Annotated in this window: 18 protein-coding genes; 11 read left to right on the plus strand and 7 right to left on the minus strand. The window is 44.7% G+C overall.

The window, feature by feature from the left end; all coding sequences use genetic code 11:
• Nucleotides 1-75: 75 nt before the first annotated feature.
• From ATB76_RS00285 to ATB76_RS00295, 3 genes are all read left to right on the plus strand, one after another.
• A complete protein-coding gene (locus ATB76_RS00285; RefSeq protein WP_038875278.1) occupies nt 76-1,284 on the plus strand; it encodes a NupC/NupG family nucleoside CNT transporter in 1,209 nt (402 codons plus the stop codon).
• A gap of 207 nt (nt 1,285-1,491) precedes the next feature.
• A complete protein-coding gene (locus tag ATB76_RS00290; protein ID WP_061034372.1) occupies nt 1,492-2,766 on the plus strand; it encodes a sugar phosphate nucleotidyltransferase in 1,275 nt (424 codons plus the stop codon).
• Nucleotides 2,767-2,877: 111 nt separating this feature from the next.
• Complete coding sequence (locus tag ATB76_RS00295; RefSeq protein WP_061034373.1) at nt 2,878-3,675, plus strand: helix-turn-helix transcriptional regulator; 798 nt, start codon at nt 2,878-2,880, stop codon at nt 3,673-3,675.
• A gap of 24 nt (nt 3,676-3,699) precedes the next feature.
• Here ATB76_RS00295 and ATB76_RS00300 read toward each other — a convergent pair whose 3' ends face one another.
• Both ATB76_RS00300 and ATB76_RS00305 read right to left on the minus strand, forming a co-directional pair.
• The gene (locus tag ATB76_RS00300; RefSeq protein WP_038868553.1) at nt 3,700-4,785 is read right to left on the minus strand and encodes a DUF3541 domain-containing protein; all 1,086 of its coding nucleotides are present in this window, start codon (nt 4,783-4,785) and stop codon (nt 3,700-3,702) included.
• A 69-nt stretch (nt 4,786-4,854) separates the two neighbouring features.
• Nucleotides 4,855-5,463 carry an alpha-ketoglutarate-dependent dioxygenase AlkB gene (locus ATB76_RS00305; protein ID WP_039976038.1) on the minus strand — a complete coding sequence of 203 codons (609 nt, stop codon included), beginning with the start codon at nt 5,461-5,463 and terminating at the stop codon, nt 4,855-4,857.
• A 140-nt stretch (nt 5,464-5,603) separates the two neighbouring features.
• On the opposite strand from ATB76_RS00305, the gene ATB76_RS00310 reads away from it, so the two are divergent.
• Nucleotides 5,604-6,962, plus strand: a complete 1,359-nt coding sequence (locus ATB76_RS00310) for a diguanylate cyclase (protein ID WP_061034374.1) — start codon at nt 5,604-5,606, stop codon at nt 6,960-6,962.
• A 372-nt stretch (nt 6,963-7,334) separates the two neighbouring features.
• Here ATB76_RS00310 and ATB76_RS00315 read toward each other — a convergent pair whose 3' ends face one another.
• Nucleotides 7,335-8,891, minus strand: coding sequence for a DUF3612 domain-containing protein (locus ATB76_RS00315; RefSeq protein ID WP_080774276.1), 1,557 nt, complete (start codon nt 8,889-8,891; stop codon nt 7,335-7,337).
• Between the two features lie 174 nt (nt 8,892-9,065).
• Here ATB76_RS00315 and ATB76_RS00320 point away from each other — a divergent pair, with 174 nt between their 5' ends.
• The gene (locus ATB76_RS00320; RefSeq protein WP_038868558.1) at nt 9,066-9,644 is read left to right on the plus strand and encodes a malate synthase; all 579 of its coding nucleotides are present in this window, start codon (nt 9,066-9,068) and stop codon (nt 9,642-9,644) included.
• 102 nt (nt 9,645-9,746) lie between these two features.
• Here the strand turns inward: ATB76_RS00320 and ATB76_RS00325 are convergent, their stop codons facing one another.
• Entirely contained in the window at nt 9,747-10,760 is a 1,014-nt protein-coding gene (locus ATB76_RS00325) for a GGDEF domain-containing protein (protein WP_038868575.1), read from the minus strand.
• A gap of 298 nt (nt 10,761-11,058) precedes the next feature.
• Here ATB76_RS00325 and ATB76_RS00330 point away from each other — a divergent pair, with 298 nt between their 5' ends.
• The 3 genes from ATB76_RS00330 to ATB76_RS00340 are packed head-to-tail and all read left to right on the plus strand — an operon-like array spanning nt 11,059 to nt 14,662.
• Nucleotides 11,059-12,411, plus strand: a complete 1,353-nt coding sequence (locus tag ATB76_RS00330; RefSeq protein ID WP_061034375.1) for a DASH family cryptochrome — start codon at nt 11,059-11,061, stop codon at nt 12,409-12,411.
• A complete protein-coding gene (locus ATB76_RS00335) occupies nt 12,411-13,955 on the plus strand; it encodes a cryptochrome/photolyase family protein (RefSeq protein ID WP_061034376.1) in 1,545 nt (514 codons plus the stop codon). The genes ATB76_RS00330 and ATB76_RS00335 overlap by 1 nt, the downstream gene beginning before the upstream one ends.
• Complete coding sequence (locus ATB76_RS00340; RefSeq protein ID WP_061034377.1) at nt 13,955-14,662, plus strand: SDR family oxidoreductase; 708 nt, start codon at nt 13,955-13,957, stop codon at nt 14,660-14,662. Before ATB76_RS00335 ends, ATB76_RS00340 begins: the two co-directional genes overlap by 1 nt.
• A 61-nt stretch (nt 14,663-14,723) precedes the next feature.
• On the opposite strand, the gene ATB76_RS27000 is transcribed toward ATB76_RS00340, so the two are convergent.
• Both ATB76_RS27000 and msrB read right to left on the minus strand, forming a co-directional pair.
• Entirely contained in the window at nt 14,724-14,870 is a 147-nt protein-coding gene (locus ATB76_RS27000; protein ID WP_005374142.1) for a DUF2256 domain-containing protein, read from the minus strand.
• A gap of 37 nt (nt 14,871-14,907) precedes the next feature.
• Nucleotides 14,908-16,050, minus strand: coding sequence for a peptide-methionine (R)-S-oxide reductase MsrB (msrB, locus tag ATB76_RS00345; protein ID WP_061034742.1), 1,143 nt, complete (start codon nt 16,048-16,050; stop codon nt 14,908-14,910).
• Nucleotides 16,051-16,235: 185 nt separating this feature from the next.
• Here msrB and ATB76_RS00350 point away from each other — a divergent pair, with 185 nt between their 5' ends.
• The 3 genes from ATB76_RS00350 to ATB76_RS00360 all read left to right on the plus strand — a co-directional run bounded on the left by ATB76_RS00350 (nt 16,236) and on the right by ATB76_RS00360 (nt 17,683).
• On the plus strand, nt 16,236-16,634 hold the full coding sequence (locus ATB76_RS00350; RefSeq protein WP_061034378.1) for an OsmC family protein: 399 nt from the start codon (nt 16,236-16,238) through the stop codon (nt 16,632-16,634).
• Between the two features lie 111 nt (nt 16,635-16,745).
• The gene (locus tag ATB76_RS00355) at nt 16,746-17,300 is read left to right on the plus strand and encodes a sugar O-acetyltransferase (RefSeq protein WP_038868563.1); all 555 of its coding nucleotides are present in this window, start codon (nt 16,746-16,748) and stop codon (nt 17,298-17,300) included.
• Nucleotides 17,301-17,449: 149 nt separating this feature from the next.
• On the plus strand, nt 17,450-17,683 hold the full coding sequence (locus ATB76_RS00360; protein ID WP_038868564.1) for a hypothetical protein: 234 nt from the start codon (nt 17,450-17,452) through the stop codon (nt 17,681-17,683).
• A 67-nt stretch (nt 17,684-17,750) separates the two neighbouring features.
• Here the strand turns inward: ATB76_RS00360 and ATB76_RS00365 are convergent, their stop codons facing one another.
• Entirely contained in the window at nt 17,751-17,933 is a 183-nt protein-coding gene (locus ATB76_RS00365) for a hypothetical protein (protein WP_009705084.1), read from the minus strand.
• Nucleotides 17,934-18,013: the final 80 nt, after the last annotated feature.

The raw sequence follows: 18,013 nt of genomic DNA on the forward strand, positions 1-18,013 counted from the left end.
CTCGACACGTTGTCCCTTTCTTTTGCCAATTCCTTTGGTGTTTCTTTCTTTTTCAACGTTCAGTAGGTCTGATTCATGAGTGTTCTATTTAGTTTATTTGGTATTGTTGCACTACTAGGTTGTGCGTTCCTACTGTCAGAGAGCCGTTCTTCAATCAATTGGAAAACCGTATCTCGTGCTTTGTTGCTCCAAATGGGTTTTGCTGCTCTAGTGCTTTACTTCCCTTGGGGGCAAGCCGCGTTGGCCAGTTTGAGTAGTGGCGTTGCGGGTCTTTTAAGTTTTGCTGATGAAGGGATCAAATTCCTCTTTGGTGACCTTGCTTCTACTGGTTTTATCTTTGCTGTCCGCGTTCTTCCTATCATCATTTTCTTCAGCGCTCTTATCTCTGCCCTTTACTACTTGGGTATCATGCAAAAAGTGATTCAATTTATTGGCGGTGCTATCCAAAAGTTTTTGGGTACCAGCAAAGCAGAATCATTGGTTGCAACAGGTAACATCTTCCTATCCCAAGGCGAATCACCACTTCTTATCCGTCCATTTCTACAAAACATGACCCGCTCTGAGCTGTTTGCGGTAATGGCTGGTGGTATGGCGTCAGTCGCAGGTAGTGTTTTGGGTGGTTACGCAGGTCTAGGTGTAGAGTTGAAATACCTAATCGCAGCAAGCTTTATGGCAGCACCAGGTAGTTTATTGATGGCAAAAATCATCGTGCCTGAGCGTCAAACCCCAAGTGATTACAACAACATCGAGCTGGATAAATCAGAAGAAAGCAACGTAATCGATGCGCTAGCGAGCGGTGCGATGGGTGGTATGAAAGTTGCCGTCGCGGTCGGTACGATGCTTATTGCCTTCGTGAGTGTGATTGCGATGGTAAACACGGGTTTAGAAAACTTAGGTGAAATGTTCGGTTTTGCTGGCATCACGCTACAGGCTATTTTCGGTTACCTATTTGCACCTCTAGCATGGTTGATTGGCGTTCCGGGCCACGAAGTACTTGCAGCGGGCTCTTATATCGGTCAGAAAATCGTAATGAACGAATTCGTCGCATTTATCGACTTCGTACAACATAAAGCGACACTGACTGAGCACACGCAAATTATCATTACTTTTGCTTTGTGTGGCTTTGCCAACATCGGTTCGATTGCGATTCAACTTGGTTCAATTGGTGTGATGGCACCAGAGCGTCGTAAAGACGTAGCAAATATGGGACTGAAAGCGGTAGCAGCAGGTACCCTAGCAAACCTAATGAGCGCTTGTTTAGCCGGTATCTTTATTTCTCTTTAAGGGATGCCCGCACATAAAAATAAATCAAAACCCGCTTCCATAGCGGGTTTTTGTTTATAAAACGCTTGAATGAGAGATTGCTTAAATATTTAAGAGAACATTGCTCTGTAATATTATTTTTTGAGCACATTGCCCCCAATATTGAATAGTACTGCCGTACGGTTTACGTTTACTTTCTAAACTATAAATAAGACAAGGAAGTAAAACATGACGTCAAAAGTAGTATCGATCGTGTTAGCCGATAAGGAGAATGGTGGGTTAGAGCCGCTCTCAGGAACGTGCTGTAAATCTATTACCCCATTCGCGGGTGCCCATCGTTTGATTGACTTTGCGTTGAGCAATCTAATTCAATCTGGCATCAAGCGTAATCTTGTCTTAAGTCGATTCCATTGCCCTGCTTTAAATGAACACATTAAGCGTGCATGGAGCAAGTACGAAGCGAACATCGACATTCTTGAGCCGGCATACCCCCATAATAAGTTTTTGCCTGCGTTGCAGTACAATTGGACCAATGCTTTGCTGCAAAACCTAGAGGCCATTAACCGTCCGACTGATGAGCATGTACTGTTAGTTGGTGGAGAACAAATTCATAGGCGCTACCTTTCTTTATTGCTGCAATATCACAGAATCCAAGCGTCTGAGTTAACGCTTGTTGTAGCTCAAGTTCCTACCGAGCGAGCGTCTGCTTATCATGTTGTGGAATTGGATGAGCAAAACCAAGTAACAAGCATTCAGCACCAGCCACAGCAACCTGCAGAGATACCAAAGAAGCCAGGCATCTCTCTTGTGCTTACCGAGAACTATGTGCTTAAGCGTGCGACCTTAGTCAAAGGCTTGTTCACCAATGCAAAAAACTTAGACGGACGACATGATTTAACTTGTGATGTGATTGGTAAACTGGTTCAGAAGGTCAAAGTGGCAATATTCGATTTGGGAGTCGTTGATTCAGACCAAGCCCCTTTGTATTGGCATGGTTTGAATAGTGTTGATGACTATTGGTCGGTGCAAATGGCGATGTTGGTTGAGCAAAATGATACGCAAAAGAAAAGCTCAGAGCCATTGCTTAGTAAAGAAATCGTCTCGCAGCGATCGAGCTTATGTAATGATGCGGGAGGCATTAAAGTTCGCATTAAAGACAGCTATATCGCTTCAGGCTGCCGAATTGAAGGGGCGTGCTCTATCCGCTCTGTGATTGGGGTTGATTGTGATTTAGGTAGAAACAGCATGTTGCATGAGGCGGTACTGATGGCGCGCTGTAAGATTGGAGCAAACAGCCGCATTACACGTGCCATTATTGAAGAGGATGTCCATATCGCTCCAGGGACAGTCATTGGTGAGAAACTTGAGAAAGACAGTGAGCGGTTTTTCGTAACGGAGGGGGGATTGGTCGTGATTCCCAAAGGCAGTCGAGTCGGTTTTGAACAACCACTGACGTCACTGCATGACAATTACCCTGAAGACGTTACAGCGAATACGATTTAAGTCCGGTAAGGTTTATTGTGTTTTTCATTTTACGAAATACTGAAATCTTATCTATTTTAATTAAAAGATTTATAACACATTGATATTGAGCCCAGTTGGCTAGGAGAGAGGATGAAGTTCGATCGTCTTCATTTTGCAAATGCATTGAAGCATTACCGAAAAAAATCAAATTACTCGCAGGATGGGTTGGCCGAACTCCTCTCCTCCGCTCATCGTGTTTTTTCTAGTTTAAACCAAGCTACATTGAGCCAGTGGGAAAGGGGGAAGATTGAACCCACTCTATTGCGCCGCCTCGGGATTGCTCATTTCTTTCAGCAGCCTTATCACTATGATGAACAAGAGCTAAAAAGTGTCAAAAAAGCACTGCAACATCCTGTGAATTTCCAAAATCTGAATACGGTGTATGACTATGAAATCACGCATCGCAGTCATGTTGCTTTTGAGAAGCTGGACGAGGACGACAAACAACTGATCTTCGATTCTCATTTCAGGCAAAATGGCAATGCAGTCACAGATACGTTTGATGCCTTATGTTTGACCCAGCCTAAAGTGTTTTGCTTTTACTATAAGAAGATGTTGGTTGGTCATGTATTGTATGAGCTAAAGCAAGGGGCGATTTATCTTATCAGCGTGGTCTTTCTCACTAAAACCATTCGAACCGCATTACTTAATCATATCGCGGAGATCAGCCGAGGCTTGATGGTGTATTTTCCGATTCGAGACCGCAGCCTCAAGCAGTTTATGAGTGACTGCTTCCTAGAAAAGTGCTGTTATAGCCGCAGCGTCACCTTTTATGCTGGAACCAGTGAACAGTTTTTTGATAACCCGATGATTCTCAGTGTGATGGAAGGCTATCAAGATTTTCGTTTAGTCCGTTATGAACAAGTACAGAAAAAGCAGAAGGTCTAACCTTATTGTTTAAATAGCACCATATTACGATTTCGGAACCAGCCCGTAGGGTAACGATTGAAAAGCGAATGGCTGATTGGCAACCGTCGGAGCTTGGTGAACACCCTTCCAGTCCAATAACATGATAGCCAAGACATTTCTATGCTCTCCATATTTTAAGTCGAAGTCGCCATCGACCGATGGGATCATGCCTTGTTCGAGATTGATTGAGCCTTGAATCGCTTGACGTGTTTTCTCGACGACTGGGTCATTCTCTAGTCCCGCAAGAAGAAACGTAATACCCACTTCGGCAATCACATCTTCTTTAGAGCGTAAGATAATCGTATCGATATTGTCGCGGAAGTAATCGTATATCCATTGATGGTCAGATTCATTGACCTGTTTTTGATAGTACTGAGAATCACCAAAAATAATGTGTGTCATGCCGTAGATTTTGTTGCTGTATTGCTGCGGTGACAACTTCTTATCCTGTGAATCTGGGTAGGTGCTTTTAAACGCTTTGGTGAAGTCATTGACGACATCTTGCTCACCCAGTTGGCGTAGCCAATAAACTTGATTGGCCAGTTGCGCTGCCCATGCCTCGATCATTTCAGGATCGGTCGCGTATTTGGTGAAATCATAACGTCGAATGACGCTTCTTAAGGTCTTATCGTGTTTGTGTTTAAGGCCGTATTCGTCAGCTCTTGCCATTGCACCCAGCAAATCGACCCCTAGATAAAAATACTCAGGTTGATGCTTGGTCACGGTATAGCGGCGCTGGCCTCGTTCGTCTTCTTGGTCATGGTAATTGGCAAGGCGTTTTTCTGAATACAATATGATTTGTTCTGGCGTATTCACATCACTGGCAAAGTGATTCAAACGGCTGGCGACTTGAGCCATGTCTGTCCACACCGCAGGAAGGTATTTATCATCTAGAGTTTGGCGGTACATGCGCAACCCAAAGTGGCCTTCTTTAAATGCTGGTAGGGAATAAAGCTGCGACTCAAACGTATCTTTTATTAACTGTGCAGATTGAGGGTAGCTCAACACGGGTGAGTCCTGGTCGGCTTGAACGTTAAAGACCAACGAACAAGAGAGCAAGATAGCTAAGTTGAGAGGTTTGATACGCATAATTACATTCCACAAAAAGCCCAGAATTCAAACCTAGCATCAATGCTTCTTTGCTATGTAATGCCTCAGTCAATAGTTGGTCACGATATGGCGGAAGGTCAGGTTGATACGTTCACCTTTCGGTTTTGCCGTTTTGGGCACCGCGTGTTTCCAATGATGCTGCAGTTCTCCTGCCATAATTAACAAGGCACCATGGCTAAGTTCATACTCTAGCTGAGTTTTACAATGTAAATTCCGCAGTAAAAAGCGTCGAGTTTCGCCAAGGTTTACAGAAGCGATAACCGGATTTCTACCAAGCTCTGGCTCATTATCTTGGTGCCATCCCATGGAGTCCTGTCCATGACGATATAGGTTTGCTAAGACCGAGTTGAATTGAACGTTGGCAATGGCTTCACAGCGCGCTTTTAGCTCATTGAGATCCGGTGTCCAAGGGTGTGGCGACATGGTTAACCCTGAATATGTATAGGCAACATCGCCATGCCAAGCTTGTAACCGAGGTTGCAGTACTGAGCGGCCGAACATGGTGATGCGCTCTTGTTGCCATGGGAGAGTAGAGCGAAGGTTAGAGAAATAACGATCAGCTTCTAAGTTACTGAGAAAGTTAGGGTCATAGTAAATTCTGCCCTGTGCTACTTCTTGCCAAAATGAGCTTTTAAATAAATCACCTTGTACTTGCATCTCACTTTACCTTTCTCATTTATAAAAATGGTCGATATTTATTACCTTTACGATAGCTATTGGTTATTCTTAAGGTAAATAAGCATTTTAACAATAATGAATAAGTCTCGTTGTAGTCAGGACGAGATAGTGAGGAACAAATGCGCTATTCACCCAGAAAGCAGGGCTATTTTGCATTGTTCTTTCTCACTTTTTTTGCCTTGTGTATTGGGGTAATTGAGCTGTTACATCGGAACCAGCAAAGCCTCTACCAAGAGCGAGTTCAAGTTGAGGCCAAAGAACAACTTTCTATTCTCCGTTCCAATTTGGAAGCGGAACTTATGGCTGATATCTATAAAGCCAGCACCCTTGCCACGCTCATTACTTTGCTGCCTAAAGATGAGGAGCGCAAGCTTAATCTTGCAGCCAATCGAATCCTAAACAAAAGCAAGCACATCACAGTGATTGGCATGGCAGAAAACGACGTGGTCAGCCATATCTTTCCCTTAAAAGGGAATGAAGCCGTGGTTGGCTTGGATTATCGGACTGTGCCAGAACAATGGGTACAAGTTCAAAAAGCTAAGGAAATTGAAGAAATCTTTATCGCTGGCCCTATCGAGCTAGTGCAAGGTGGGAAAGGGTTGATTGTGCGTGTCCCTGTCTTTCGTGATCCACCGATAAACAATGATTATTGGGGCGTGATCAGTACCGTCATCGACTTTGACGGTTTGCTGAGAGATACGGGGGTTATCGAGTTTTCATATCGTTATTACATGACGATTCGTGGCTATGATAGTGGTGGCGAACTTGGCGATGTTTTCTTTGGTCAAACGAGCGAAAACGGCCAAGTGTATGCCAAAGAGCAAGTGCATTTCCCTTATGGCGGTTGGAGTATTACGGTCTATGCCAACGGAGAGTTGGAAAAACAAGTGTCTTGGCACCGACTTCATATTGCACGACTCGTCGGTTATCCCATTGTACTAGCGATGAGCATCGCATTGATGGTGATTTATCGTTTGTACATTGTGGCAGATAGCCGTGCGCTGCATGACGAGCTGACTCAGTTGCCAAATCGACGTTACTTTATGCAGTCGTACAAGCATCAGTTTGAAATCGCAAAGCGTTATAAAAAACGTTATCGCTTCGCTCTTGTGAACATCGATTTAGATCATTTCAAGCACATCAATGACACTCATGGACATGATGCTGGAGACAAAGTACTTGTTGCCTGTGCAGAGCGAATCACAAGCAGCTTGCGTCGCTCTGATATTGTCGCACGTATGGGCGGGGACGAGTTTTTGGTAGTGGTCCATAACCCGAAAACAGAAGAAAATATCCAAACACTTTTGAAAAAGTTAAGAACGGCATTGTGCTCCACACCAGTTATCTATGACGGAGAACTGATTTATCTGCGCACTAGCATGGGTTACGCGATGTTTGATCCTGTCATGACATCGCCAGAACAAATGATGAAAATTGCAGATGAGCGGATGTATCAGCAAAAGCATTATGGCGGGTAATACTTAAACGTTGATAGTGCTTTAAACACAGTCAGTGTCTTCCCGCTTTTGACTGATTTTCATTTTAAAGGGGTGTACTCATCAACGAGGCTATTGCTGATAAAGGGATTAGTAGCAATGCGATCTGTAGCATATTTTGCAGTTCTTTGCATTTTGCAAATGCGATTTGCAAAATGTGTGCTCAATAAATCATCAATATGCATCAGGATCGAAGAAAAAATGGTGTTTTAAAAGTTGGCACGCATCGTGCTTTATACAGATTGACCCTTATTAAGCCGAGGGTCACCTAGCCAACTGACGTTGTTAGTGAATACACATTGTTCACAAGTATATACCGCCAATCACCTTTATTGTGATTGGCGTTTTTTCTTTCTATAGGTCAAGAACTTGCACCTCGTCTCCAGTATCTCCTGAATCACCACACTTGTTATAGCAACTCGGTTGTCTTGGACATACCGCGCCTCTTGAACAAATCAATCTTGCTTGAGTTTGAATTCCTCGTTCAATCCAATTGATATTGAGGATCTTAGCTATCGTCGTCAGATCCTTTTTGATGTGCTGTGGAATCACCGTACTGCCCCCTGAAGAGACACACAGCGATTTTAGCTCTTCTGCAATTGCAATCGCATCCCCACCCTGTGCAGAAATAGCCGGGTTGAGGTCTATGCCAGCACAAAGCACGCGATTGTTTCCTGCTGGATCAAATACATTGACTGATTCACAACAGTAGATGCGTGGTTCATTACCAACATTGAGAATCGAGATCTGTGCTGAGCTGGTATCTAGCGGCTGTGACAGACGACGGAAGACTGCCCAGTGTTGACAAGGGTCATTCACTTTGCGCATGTTCCCCCAAGGGAGTGGAATACCATTACCACGATAAACCGCTTTGAGCTTACCTGGTCCATAAGCATCAAAGTAATGCCAATGTGGGTACGGCGATACCACCGTCATGCGGCGCATTGCGACAGAAGGGGAGACGCCCGCTTTTTTGTGAACATCGATTTCATAACCTGAGCGATCGAGTAATTGGCGAAATGGCACTTTTGGACAGAGTAATGCACCGGCAAAGAAACTCGACTCAAAATCGCGCCATGCCTGGAGGATATCTTGAGAGTTTAGCTCTGAGTTCGACACCGGGCTGTCTGTCTGTTCCCAATTGTTCTGGTGACCAATAGAGAGCACATTGCTCATACCATCACTGCTGTGTAGCACCCTGTGACCAATATACACGGCCAAGTCGTACTTTAAGCGAGTGGGGTAATCACGCATTCGTTTATTCAGGTAAATCGTGCCAGGGGCTTCCATAAAAGAAGTCACGAGTTGTTTGGCACTGACCCCCAGTTCATCAACCACATCTTGAGGGGCGCGATCAATCCAACGAATGTCCAATCCCAAGCTTTTGGCAATGTCGATTAAGTCTTCAACCGATAGATTCAAACGTTTTAAGCCGACTTCTTCTGCCGCTCTTTCTAAGTCTGGAAAGTGGTTTTGATGATTTTCTTGGTGAGCACGAATCAAAAGATGAGCAAACTGACGCCCTGTGATCCCCGTTTGGGAGAGCATCTCTGGTATCGCGATTTGCAGGATATCGTTAGAGAACAAGAAGCTGGGTTCGAGCGCCATCCCGTTAATGCCGCCACGGTTGCCTTTATTGGGCGTGATGGCTTCGAGCTCTGGCTCATCGTCCAAAAACCAAGCGGGTTCTTTTTGGAAAACTTCGGCGATCACTTCCAACATATCGATGCTCGGTACGCGTTTTCCACGTTCGATCATCGATAGGTAAGAAACGGAAGGCGCGTACTCTGGATTTATCCTTACACAACGCGCAGACAAATCCTCCATCGTTAAATGGTTGTTTTTCCTTAGGTTGCGAATTTTCGTACCCAAGAAATGAGATTGGCGAATAAGACTTTTTGACACAGACATTTTGTAAAATTCACATTGTAAAATTTTTGTTGTGAAATTGTAGTCAATATTTCGCTAGTCTACATACTGAGCAGGCAAGGAAATTAACCATCAACTTCACAAATTTGCCTGAAACTTAAACAGAGGTTTTAAGTTTTTACTCTAGGAAGAGTGTTTAAGTGAGAGGAAACGACGATGAATATGCTGAACTTCGATAAAAAAGACATCCAAGAACAACAACGCCCAATTATCGCTGAAGCCGTATTTGCCGTCGAGGCGGTAAGTGCTGAGCAGCAAAGCGAAAAGCAAATTAAGGCGAAGCAACTACTAGACCGAATGTTCCCACTAGAGAATGGGTCACACCAAGATGTATCCAGTTACGTTATCGACTACCGACATGTAATGGCTTACTTCAAAGACGGTACGCACAGTGGCCTTAAAAGTCCAAAGCACTTCGTAGCGTACACTGGTGAGAAAGAAGATCCGAAATCGATTCTGTTTAAAGACGAATCTGGAAGCCACGCTGAAGTGCTGTTTGGTTGTCACAAAGGCACAGGTTGTGTTGAGTTGATGGACATCGACGATATCCAACTAGAAACCCGTACCACGTTTAGCCCTGAGCTGACGGGTAACGCCCCAACAGCCATGCGTCATTGGATCAGCTTGATCAAAGGCGACAAAAAAGGCAAACCAATGGCGTGCAGTGAAGATAAAGAATTTACCGCGAAAAATGGTGAAGATTACTTCTTAAGTTACTGCTACAGCATTGACTGATGCTTTAAGAAGCGAAAAAATAACGATCCAGCCCAAGAAAGCAAAACCCCAAGCACGTGCTTGGGGTTTTGTTTGAGTGTTTTATTTACCGGGAAATCAGTCTTACAGCGGCATGACACGGTTGCGGCCGAGTTGCTTCGCTTCATATAGTTGTTTGTCGGCTTTGTTGACCAAGCTTTCTGGCGTGTCGCCGATTTCAAATTCCGCAACTCCAAACGAGGCAGTAATACTGTGCACTTGGCTACCTGAGCGTTTGTCGCGGACACGCAACTTCTCAATCATTCGTCTCAACGTATCCGCGTATTGACGAGAGATTCTCAATGATTTGTTTGGCACAATCACCGCAAACTCTTCGCCACCAAAACGGTAGGCACTGATGCCATCTCGACAGCTTTGTTGTAAGCGACGCGCAATCGCTTTGATCACCGTATCACCGAATAAGTGACCATAATTGTCGTTAAATGCTTTGAAATGGTCGATATCAAGCATAATCAGTGTCATTGCCTGTTTGCTGTCAATCAGCATACGTAGGTCGTTATCGAAGGCACGACGATTATACAGCTTGGAGAGGCCGTCAAATAAGGCGTCTTTCTGTACTTCAGCAAGCTGATTTTTGAGACGAGAAATTTCTTCGCTCGCATTGGTCAGTTGGCTGTTGAGAAACTTGGTTGAATGGCGAATTTCACGAGACTCAACAACAAGCTGTCGTACAACATTCATGACTTCTTCAATGCTGAGGCTGCTGTCTTCGACTTTCTCTAGCTTATTAAAGCTTTTGTCGACCATGTCAGAAAAGGAGGACGTATCGGTGATGGTGTCTGTCATAGAGCTGGAGACCTCACCTAATAGCACTTCTACGTTGGTTTTAAGATCTTCTATGCTGGTCTCTGCTTTGCTTGCTACATAGTTGTTGTAGAGCAGTTTGTGCATAGCAGGAGGGCATACGTCGTAATTTTCCAGAACCATATCCATTTCTTGGTTCAACTCTGGAATGGTCTTATCTACGTAGGTATACCAAAGCGCGTAGTTGGCTGGTGTTGCCGCTACGTGGTTTTTGATCATCAAGGGCACCGCTTTTTTTAAATTAGCGGTCGATTTTTTAAATTCGTCGGTCATTTCTGCGGTGTTACAAGCAAAATGCAATTGGGCTAAGGGTAACGGATATAAAACAATATCGCTTTAATTTTTGTCATTTTTGTACGGTTTTTTTAAAAAACTTGAGCGAATAATCAAACGGTTTCATGAATTCTTACTTAATCTTTCATAACTTATAAATTTATCCATAACATTTTGTTTACTAAAGAAGTTTGTTTGATGAAGATGTCAGCAATCTAAATGATGCGATGATCGTGACCAATGGTGATGCGTAAAACTTGGCATGCACATAACAGAATAGAGTAGTAAGGAGCGTCACTTGAACAAGACTATAGGATTGTATTGGTTTACCAACAATTTGAGATTGCATGACAATCCGCTCCTGCTCCGAGCCTCTGCTGAGGTCGAAGAGCTCATTTGTATATACTGCTATCCAAAAATGTCGCCCTACCTAAAGCAATACGCACAAACTCCGGAATTTGGGTCCGCCAAACAACAGTTTTTGGACGAGTCATTGCATTGCCTCAGCTTGTCGTTGAATGCACTTAATCAACGTCTACAGGTCGTTGACTTACCTCCTTACCAAGCAATCAAATATGTTACTGACAAGCTTGATGTGACCCATCTCTTTGTAGATGCGGTCTCTGGATCAGATGAGCAAGATGTGGTCGATAAGATTCAAGCACAAGCGCCGCATTTGGCTGTTGTCCAATGTGAAGTTTGCAGCTTGTTCTGTGTCGAAGATTTACCGTTTGAGCTTGAGGCGCTTCCTGACACCTTCACCAAGTTCCGAAAAAAGGTTGAGAAACTCGCTCTAGCTGAACCTGTAGAAGCAGTAACAACGTTGCCTACGCGGCCAGACGAACTCGCACTGCCGACGTTGAGTTTGACCCGCGATGTCCAGCCAAGCCTGTTTACCGGCGGTGAGCGAGCAGGGCTTGAACATTGTCGTCAGTATTTTGCTTCAACACTAGCAAGCGAATATAAACAAACGCGTAACGGTTTAGATGGCATGGATTACTCCACCAAGTTCTCTCCTTGGTTAGCTCATGGGTGTCTTTCTCCGAAAACCATTGATGCCATGTTGAAACGTTATGAAGCCGCGAATGGTGCAAATGATTCAACCTACTGGATTTACTTCGAACTGCTTTGGCGTGAATACTTTTATTGGTATGCCCGTCGATACAAGCGGCAGCTCTTCCGATTTGGTGGCATCCAAAATCAAGCACCACTCACCAGCTTTTACGCGCACCGTTTCCAGCAATGGAAGAAAGGTGAAACGCCATTTCCTATCGTGAACGCGTGTATGCACCAGCTTAATGAAACCGGTTATATGTCGAATCGTGGTAGACAGTTAGTCGCCAGTTGTTTAGTGCATGAGCTTGGCCTTGATTGGCGTTATGGCGCGGCGTACTTTGAGTCACAACTGGTCGATTACGATGTGGCATCAAACTGGGGAAATTGGCAATACCTAGCGGGTGTCGGTGCGGATCCGCGTGGTTCACGACAATTCAACCTCGAAAAGCAAACCGAAATGTACGATCCGCACATGGAGTTCATCGATAGGTGGCAAGGTCGTTGCGCTGGCGCGCATTTGGATAGTGTAGACATGGTCGATTGGCCGATTGTGATGGGCAGCAGTGACAAAGCTTCGTCATCGGAGAAACCGTAATGCAATTTGAAACCATACGATTGATCTTGGGCGATCAACTCAACAGTGAGCACTCTTGGTTTCAGCAACCGGATGAGCAAGTGCTTTACCTGATTGCGGAGCTCAAGCAAGAGAATACTTACGTCACGCACCATATTCAGAAAGTTTGTGCGTTCTTTTCTGCAATGGAACAGTTTGCGAAAGAGCGTCAGAGCGAGGGGCATCAAGTTTTGCATCTCACGTTGGATGACACACAATCCTTCGACGATCTTGAGCAAGTCTTGCAACACTACGTGAGCGAGGTTGGTGCAAGTAAGTTTGAATATCAACGCCCCGATGAATACCGTTTACTAGAGCAGTTAGCCAAACTAAAGCTTGATGGGGTTGTGACGGGTTGTGTCGATTCGGAACACTTTTTGTTGCCGTTTGAAGAAATAGAATCGCAGTTTCCTCAAGGCAAACACATTATGATGGAGCACTTCTACCGCCGGATGCGAAAGCGCTTCGACATCTTGATGCAAGACGGAAAGCCTGTAGGCGGAAAATGGAATTACGATGCCAACAACCGTAATAAGCTCAAAGCCAAAGACATTGAACAACTGCCACAACCTTTGATGTTCAGTACCGACGTCCGCGGCATTCTTGAGCGGTTGGCAGAACATGACATCAAAACCATCGGAAATCTCGAAGGGGACTTGTTGTGGCCGATTAATCGCGCGCAAAGCTTGTCTTTACTCGCGCATTTCTGCCAAGTCTGTCTACCGTTGTTCGGCCGTTTTCAAGACGCCATGACAGGTCAGCACGATGCCAAGTGGAGCTTGTATCACAGCCGTATTTCATTCTCGCTTAACAGCAAATTGCTGCACCCGAGAGAAGTCATTGATGCTTCACTCAAGGCATTTCACTCCAACGCAGATATCGACATTTCTCAAGTCGAAGGGTTTATTCGCCAAATATTGGGATGGCGAGAATACATCCGAGGCGTCTACTGGGCGAATATGCCTCACTACCCGAAAAAGAACGAGTTGAGTGCAGAAAGAAAACTGCCAGACTTCTTTTGGAATGGCGAAACCAAAATGGCCTGTATGCGCAATGCGATTGGTCAGTCCCTCGATTATGCCTACGCACACCACATCCAACGCTTGATGGTCACTGGTAATTTTTGTTTGCTAACCGAAATCGACCCAGACCAAGTGGATGAGTGGTATCTCGGCATCTATGTTGATGCGATTGAATGGGTCGAAATGCCTAACACACGCGGCATGGCATTGTTTGCGGATGGCGGCATTGTTGGCACCAAACCTTACGCGGCGAGTGGTTCCTACATCAACAAAATGAGCGACTACTGCAAGGGTTGCCATTACGACAATAAATCGCGCAGTGGAGAAGGCTCGTGCCCGTTTAACAGCTTGTATTGGCGCTTTATGAACAAGCACGATAAGCGTCTCGCAACCAATCCACGAATCGGGATGATTTTCCGCTCTTGGGACAATATGGAAGAAGAAAAGCGGAATACGATATTACAAACCGCAGAGCATTATATGAAAAACTTGGAGAGCTTGTGATGGAAATACTCATCATCGGTGGTAATGGTGGAATTGGTTTGGCGATGGTTCAAGAAGCCACTGTGTTGTTCCCTCAAGCGCACGTGCATGCCACTTATCGTAAGCAGCAACCAGATTGGCAACATCCAAATGTCTTTTGGCATCAAGTGGATGTATCGCAAGACGAGCAGGTAAAAGCGTTCAGTGAGCAGATTGAACATGTCGATTGGTTAGTGAACTGTGTTGGTATGTTGCACACCCAAGAGAAAGGCCCAGAGAAGAATCTTAATTCGCTCGACGCAGACTTTTTTCAACAAACCATCATGGTTAATACTCTGCCAAGTTTGCTGTTGGCGAAATACTTCACGCCCAAACTAAAACGCAGTACTGCACCTAAATTTGCGACCATTTCGGCCAAAGTTGGCAGCATTAGCGATAACCAGCTCGGTGGTTGGTACAGCTATCGTGCATCGAAAGCCGCATTAAATATGTTCCTCAAAACCATGTCGATCGAATGGCAAAGAATGGTCAAACATGGCACGGTGCTTTCACTTCATCCAGGTACTACGGACACTGCTTTGTCGGCACCTTTTCAAACCAATGTGCCAGAGGGAAAGTTGTTTACACCAGAGCGAGTCGCAAAGGATTTATTAGGCTTGATAGAAAAAGCGACCCCGCAAGATAGCGGGGCGTTTTGGGCTTATGATGGGACGTTATTGCCTTGGTAAGAAAACGCGTACAAACGTTGATACATAGGAAATAGCGTTCTCCAGAGAGGGTCGGAGTGACCTACGTTTTCGTTGATTTATTTCTTCGGCAACGCTCAGAACAATAAACGATTTCCTCCCAATTTCGCGCCCACTTCTTTCTCCAAGAAAATGGGCGCTGACAGACCGGACAGACTTTCATGGGAAGGTTGGATTTAAAACCTTTCATTGCGCTGAATGTTCACTCCTAATTTGGTTAAAACTAGCTACTTATCAAATAGGTACAGATAATCGCCGTAGCCTAAACTCGCCATCTTGTTCGCTGGTACAAACTCCATTGCGGCTGAGTTCATGCAGTAACGTAATCCCGTTGGCTTAGGACCATCTTTAAATACATGACCAATATGCGAATCACCAAACTTACTGCGGATCTCTGTGCGTGGATAAACCAGTTTAAAGTCGGTTTTCTCTACGATGTAGCCTGGGTTAATTGGTCTCGTAAAGCTTGGCCAACCTGTACCCGATTTGTACTTATCCGTTGACGAGAACAATGGCTCACCAGTGACGATATCAACGTAAATGCCTGCTTCTTTGTTGTCCCAATACTTGTTGTTGAAAGGGCGCTCTGTACCTTCTTCTTGTGTCACGTAGTATTGAAGCTCAGTCAATTTAGCTTTGATTTCTTTGTCTGAAGGTTTCTCGTATACCTTCACTTTCGTCACCAACTCTTTTTCGTTGATAAGTTCACGCAGTGTTTTTGGGTTGTCTTTACGATCTTCACCAAACACTTCATCGAGGTACTTATCGCGACCTGATGCGTAGCGGTAGTATTTGTACTTCAGGCTACTATTCTTGTAGTAATCCTGATGGTACGACTCCGCAGGGTAGAACTTTTCAAACTCGATCAGTTCTGTTTTCAACGGTTTTGGATAGATCATCGCCTTGTCGATTTCCATCATAAACTGCTCAGCTATCTGCTTTTGCTCCGCATTATGATAGAAGATCGCCGGGCGATATTGAGGACCACGGTCGACGAATGAGCCTTTGTCGTCAGTCGGGTCGATATGGCGGAAGAAGTAGTCCAGCACTTGTTCGTAGTTCACGACAGCAGGATCGTACTTCACCTCAATCACTTCAATATGGCCTGATTTACCAGAAGAGACTTGTCGATAAGTTGGGTTCTCTAAATCACCACCTGAGTAACCAGAGACAACGTCTAACACGCCGGGCAATTGTTCTAAATCTGATTCCGTACACCAGAAGCAGCCACCTGCGAGTGTTGCGATGTCAGTTTTACCAGATGCGTTCATCTTATCCATGGTATCGGCCGTACCTGTTTTACTTAGCAAGATGAACAGTACAGGGAGTGTGAATGAGAAGCCCACCAATAGCTTAGATACTTTCTTCATAACTTCCTCAAACGTCATTTTTCTCAATGAATGTTACGTAAGAAGACAGAAGTAAGAGCGAAAAAATTGCAGTGATTACGAAAAATTCTTTGCCCTTTCTCACAACAGGGCTACAGTAACGGCACGAAACAAGCGCTCATTGGTAGAAGGTTTCCGATGAGGCAAAAGCAATAATGAGGGAAACCATGCAAGCAAAAGTAAAATGGGTCGAAGACTTTAAATTCCTCGGTCAGTCTCAATCTGGTCACTCAGTCGTGATGGATGGCAATGGCGGTGCAACGGCACCAAGCCCAATGGAAATGGTATTGATGGCTGCTGGTGGTTGTAGCTCTGTGGACGTTGTTGATGGTCTAAAAACAGCAGGTCAGAAAGTGGCTTCTGTCAACGCGAAACTCACCACGGAACGCCGTGAAACGGCTCCACGTATCTTCACTCAGGTGAACATTCACTTTGAAGTCTCTGGTGAAACACTGGACCCAGAAATCGTAGCTAAAGTGGCGGCGGACTCATTAGAAAAATACTGCTCAGTATGTCTGATGTTGGGCGAAGGCGTTGAGATGACTCACAGCTGGGAAATCGTATAACCCCGACGTGATACAACGACAAAATAGGAAAGAGAAAAGCCCGTGCTTTTCTCTTTTTTTATTCCTCTTTTACGCTAATCTATCGTGGTCAAAAGTTGTAGGAATGATCCAGTGACTGAATTAGAAAAAATGATGTCTGGCCAAGTGTTTAACGGTACAGACGAAGAGATCGAAGCGATCCGTACTCACGCAACTCATGCGTTGAAGGCCTTCAATAACAATACCGATGAGTCTCAACGTGATGCTTTGCAAAAGGATCTGTTTGGTAAAGTTGGGATGAGTATGATCCGAGCGCCATTCCATTGTGAGTTTGGTAAGACGATTGAAATCGGTGAAGAGACCTTCATCAACATGAATGTCGTCATGCTTGATGGAGCCAAAATCACCATTGGTAGCCACGTACTTATTGGCCCTAGTGTGCAACTTTACACGGCATCACATTCGTTGGATTACCGTAGCCGACTTAAGTGGGAAACGTTTTGTAAGCCAATCATAATTGAAGATAGTGTCTGGATTGGTGGCAACTCGGTGATCAACCAAGGGGTAACCATTGGTGCTCGCTCAGTCATTGCCGCTAACTCAGTGGTAAACAGCGATGTTCCACCAGATTGTCTATATGGCGGTACGCCTGCCAAATTGATTCGTCGCTTAAACGAGGACGAGTAATCACACATACTCACGGCGCTTATTCCCATAATCAATAAGCGCTTGTTTACATATCGGTTTCATTAATTTATAAATCTCAAGTGCTTATATCGAAAGCTATGACGTTTTTAACGAGAATGAATTCACCCGTTTGAAGTTTAGGGGTTGATATGTCAAATAAGACGGAAGTTGTTATGTGTCCTTCGTGTGGTGTGGAAACGCATCATGTCGTGGTGTTGGTCAGAAAGAAAAGTGCTTTTGAGGGAGATAAGAATCGCAGTAAGAAGGAGTTCATTTCTGGCTTTCTAAAAAGCACAGTATTTGGTGCTTTCCTTGCTTCTATGGATGACTTCTCTCGTCATCTGATCTGCGAAAACTGCGGAAATAAAATCATTCAAGATTGAGCGTAGTAAATCTCCTACTAATCAAAAAAATGAGCTCGGGTGTAGAGCTCATTTTTATCGATGTTTTTTAAGAATGGAAGATCACTTGCTCGTCTTCTGTCATTACAAGCGTCGCTTTGTTTTGCTCGATAAGCTGAGCTGCGTAAGAGGGCGTTACGGCTTGCATCTCGCCTTTTGCTTTTAGCGTCAGTGATTCCCACGCTTGGTCACGATATTTACCCGCTTGGGTGTATTGAATCAGTACTTTCATAGCTTCACACTCCGGTGTGGTTGACGTGCTACTTAAGTTAGCGCTCCTATGATGGTTGCGCACCTGTTAAAAATGAAACA

The sequence above is a fragment of the Vibrio sp. MOR3 genome (assembly GCF_001557775.1).
GTDB lineage: Bacteria > Pseudomonadota > Gammaproteobacteria > Enterobacterales > Vibrionaceae > Vibrio > Vibrio jasicida.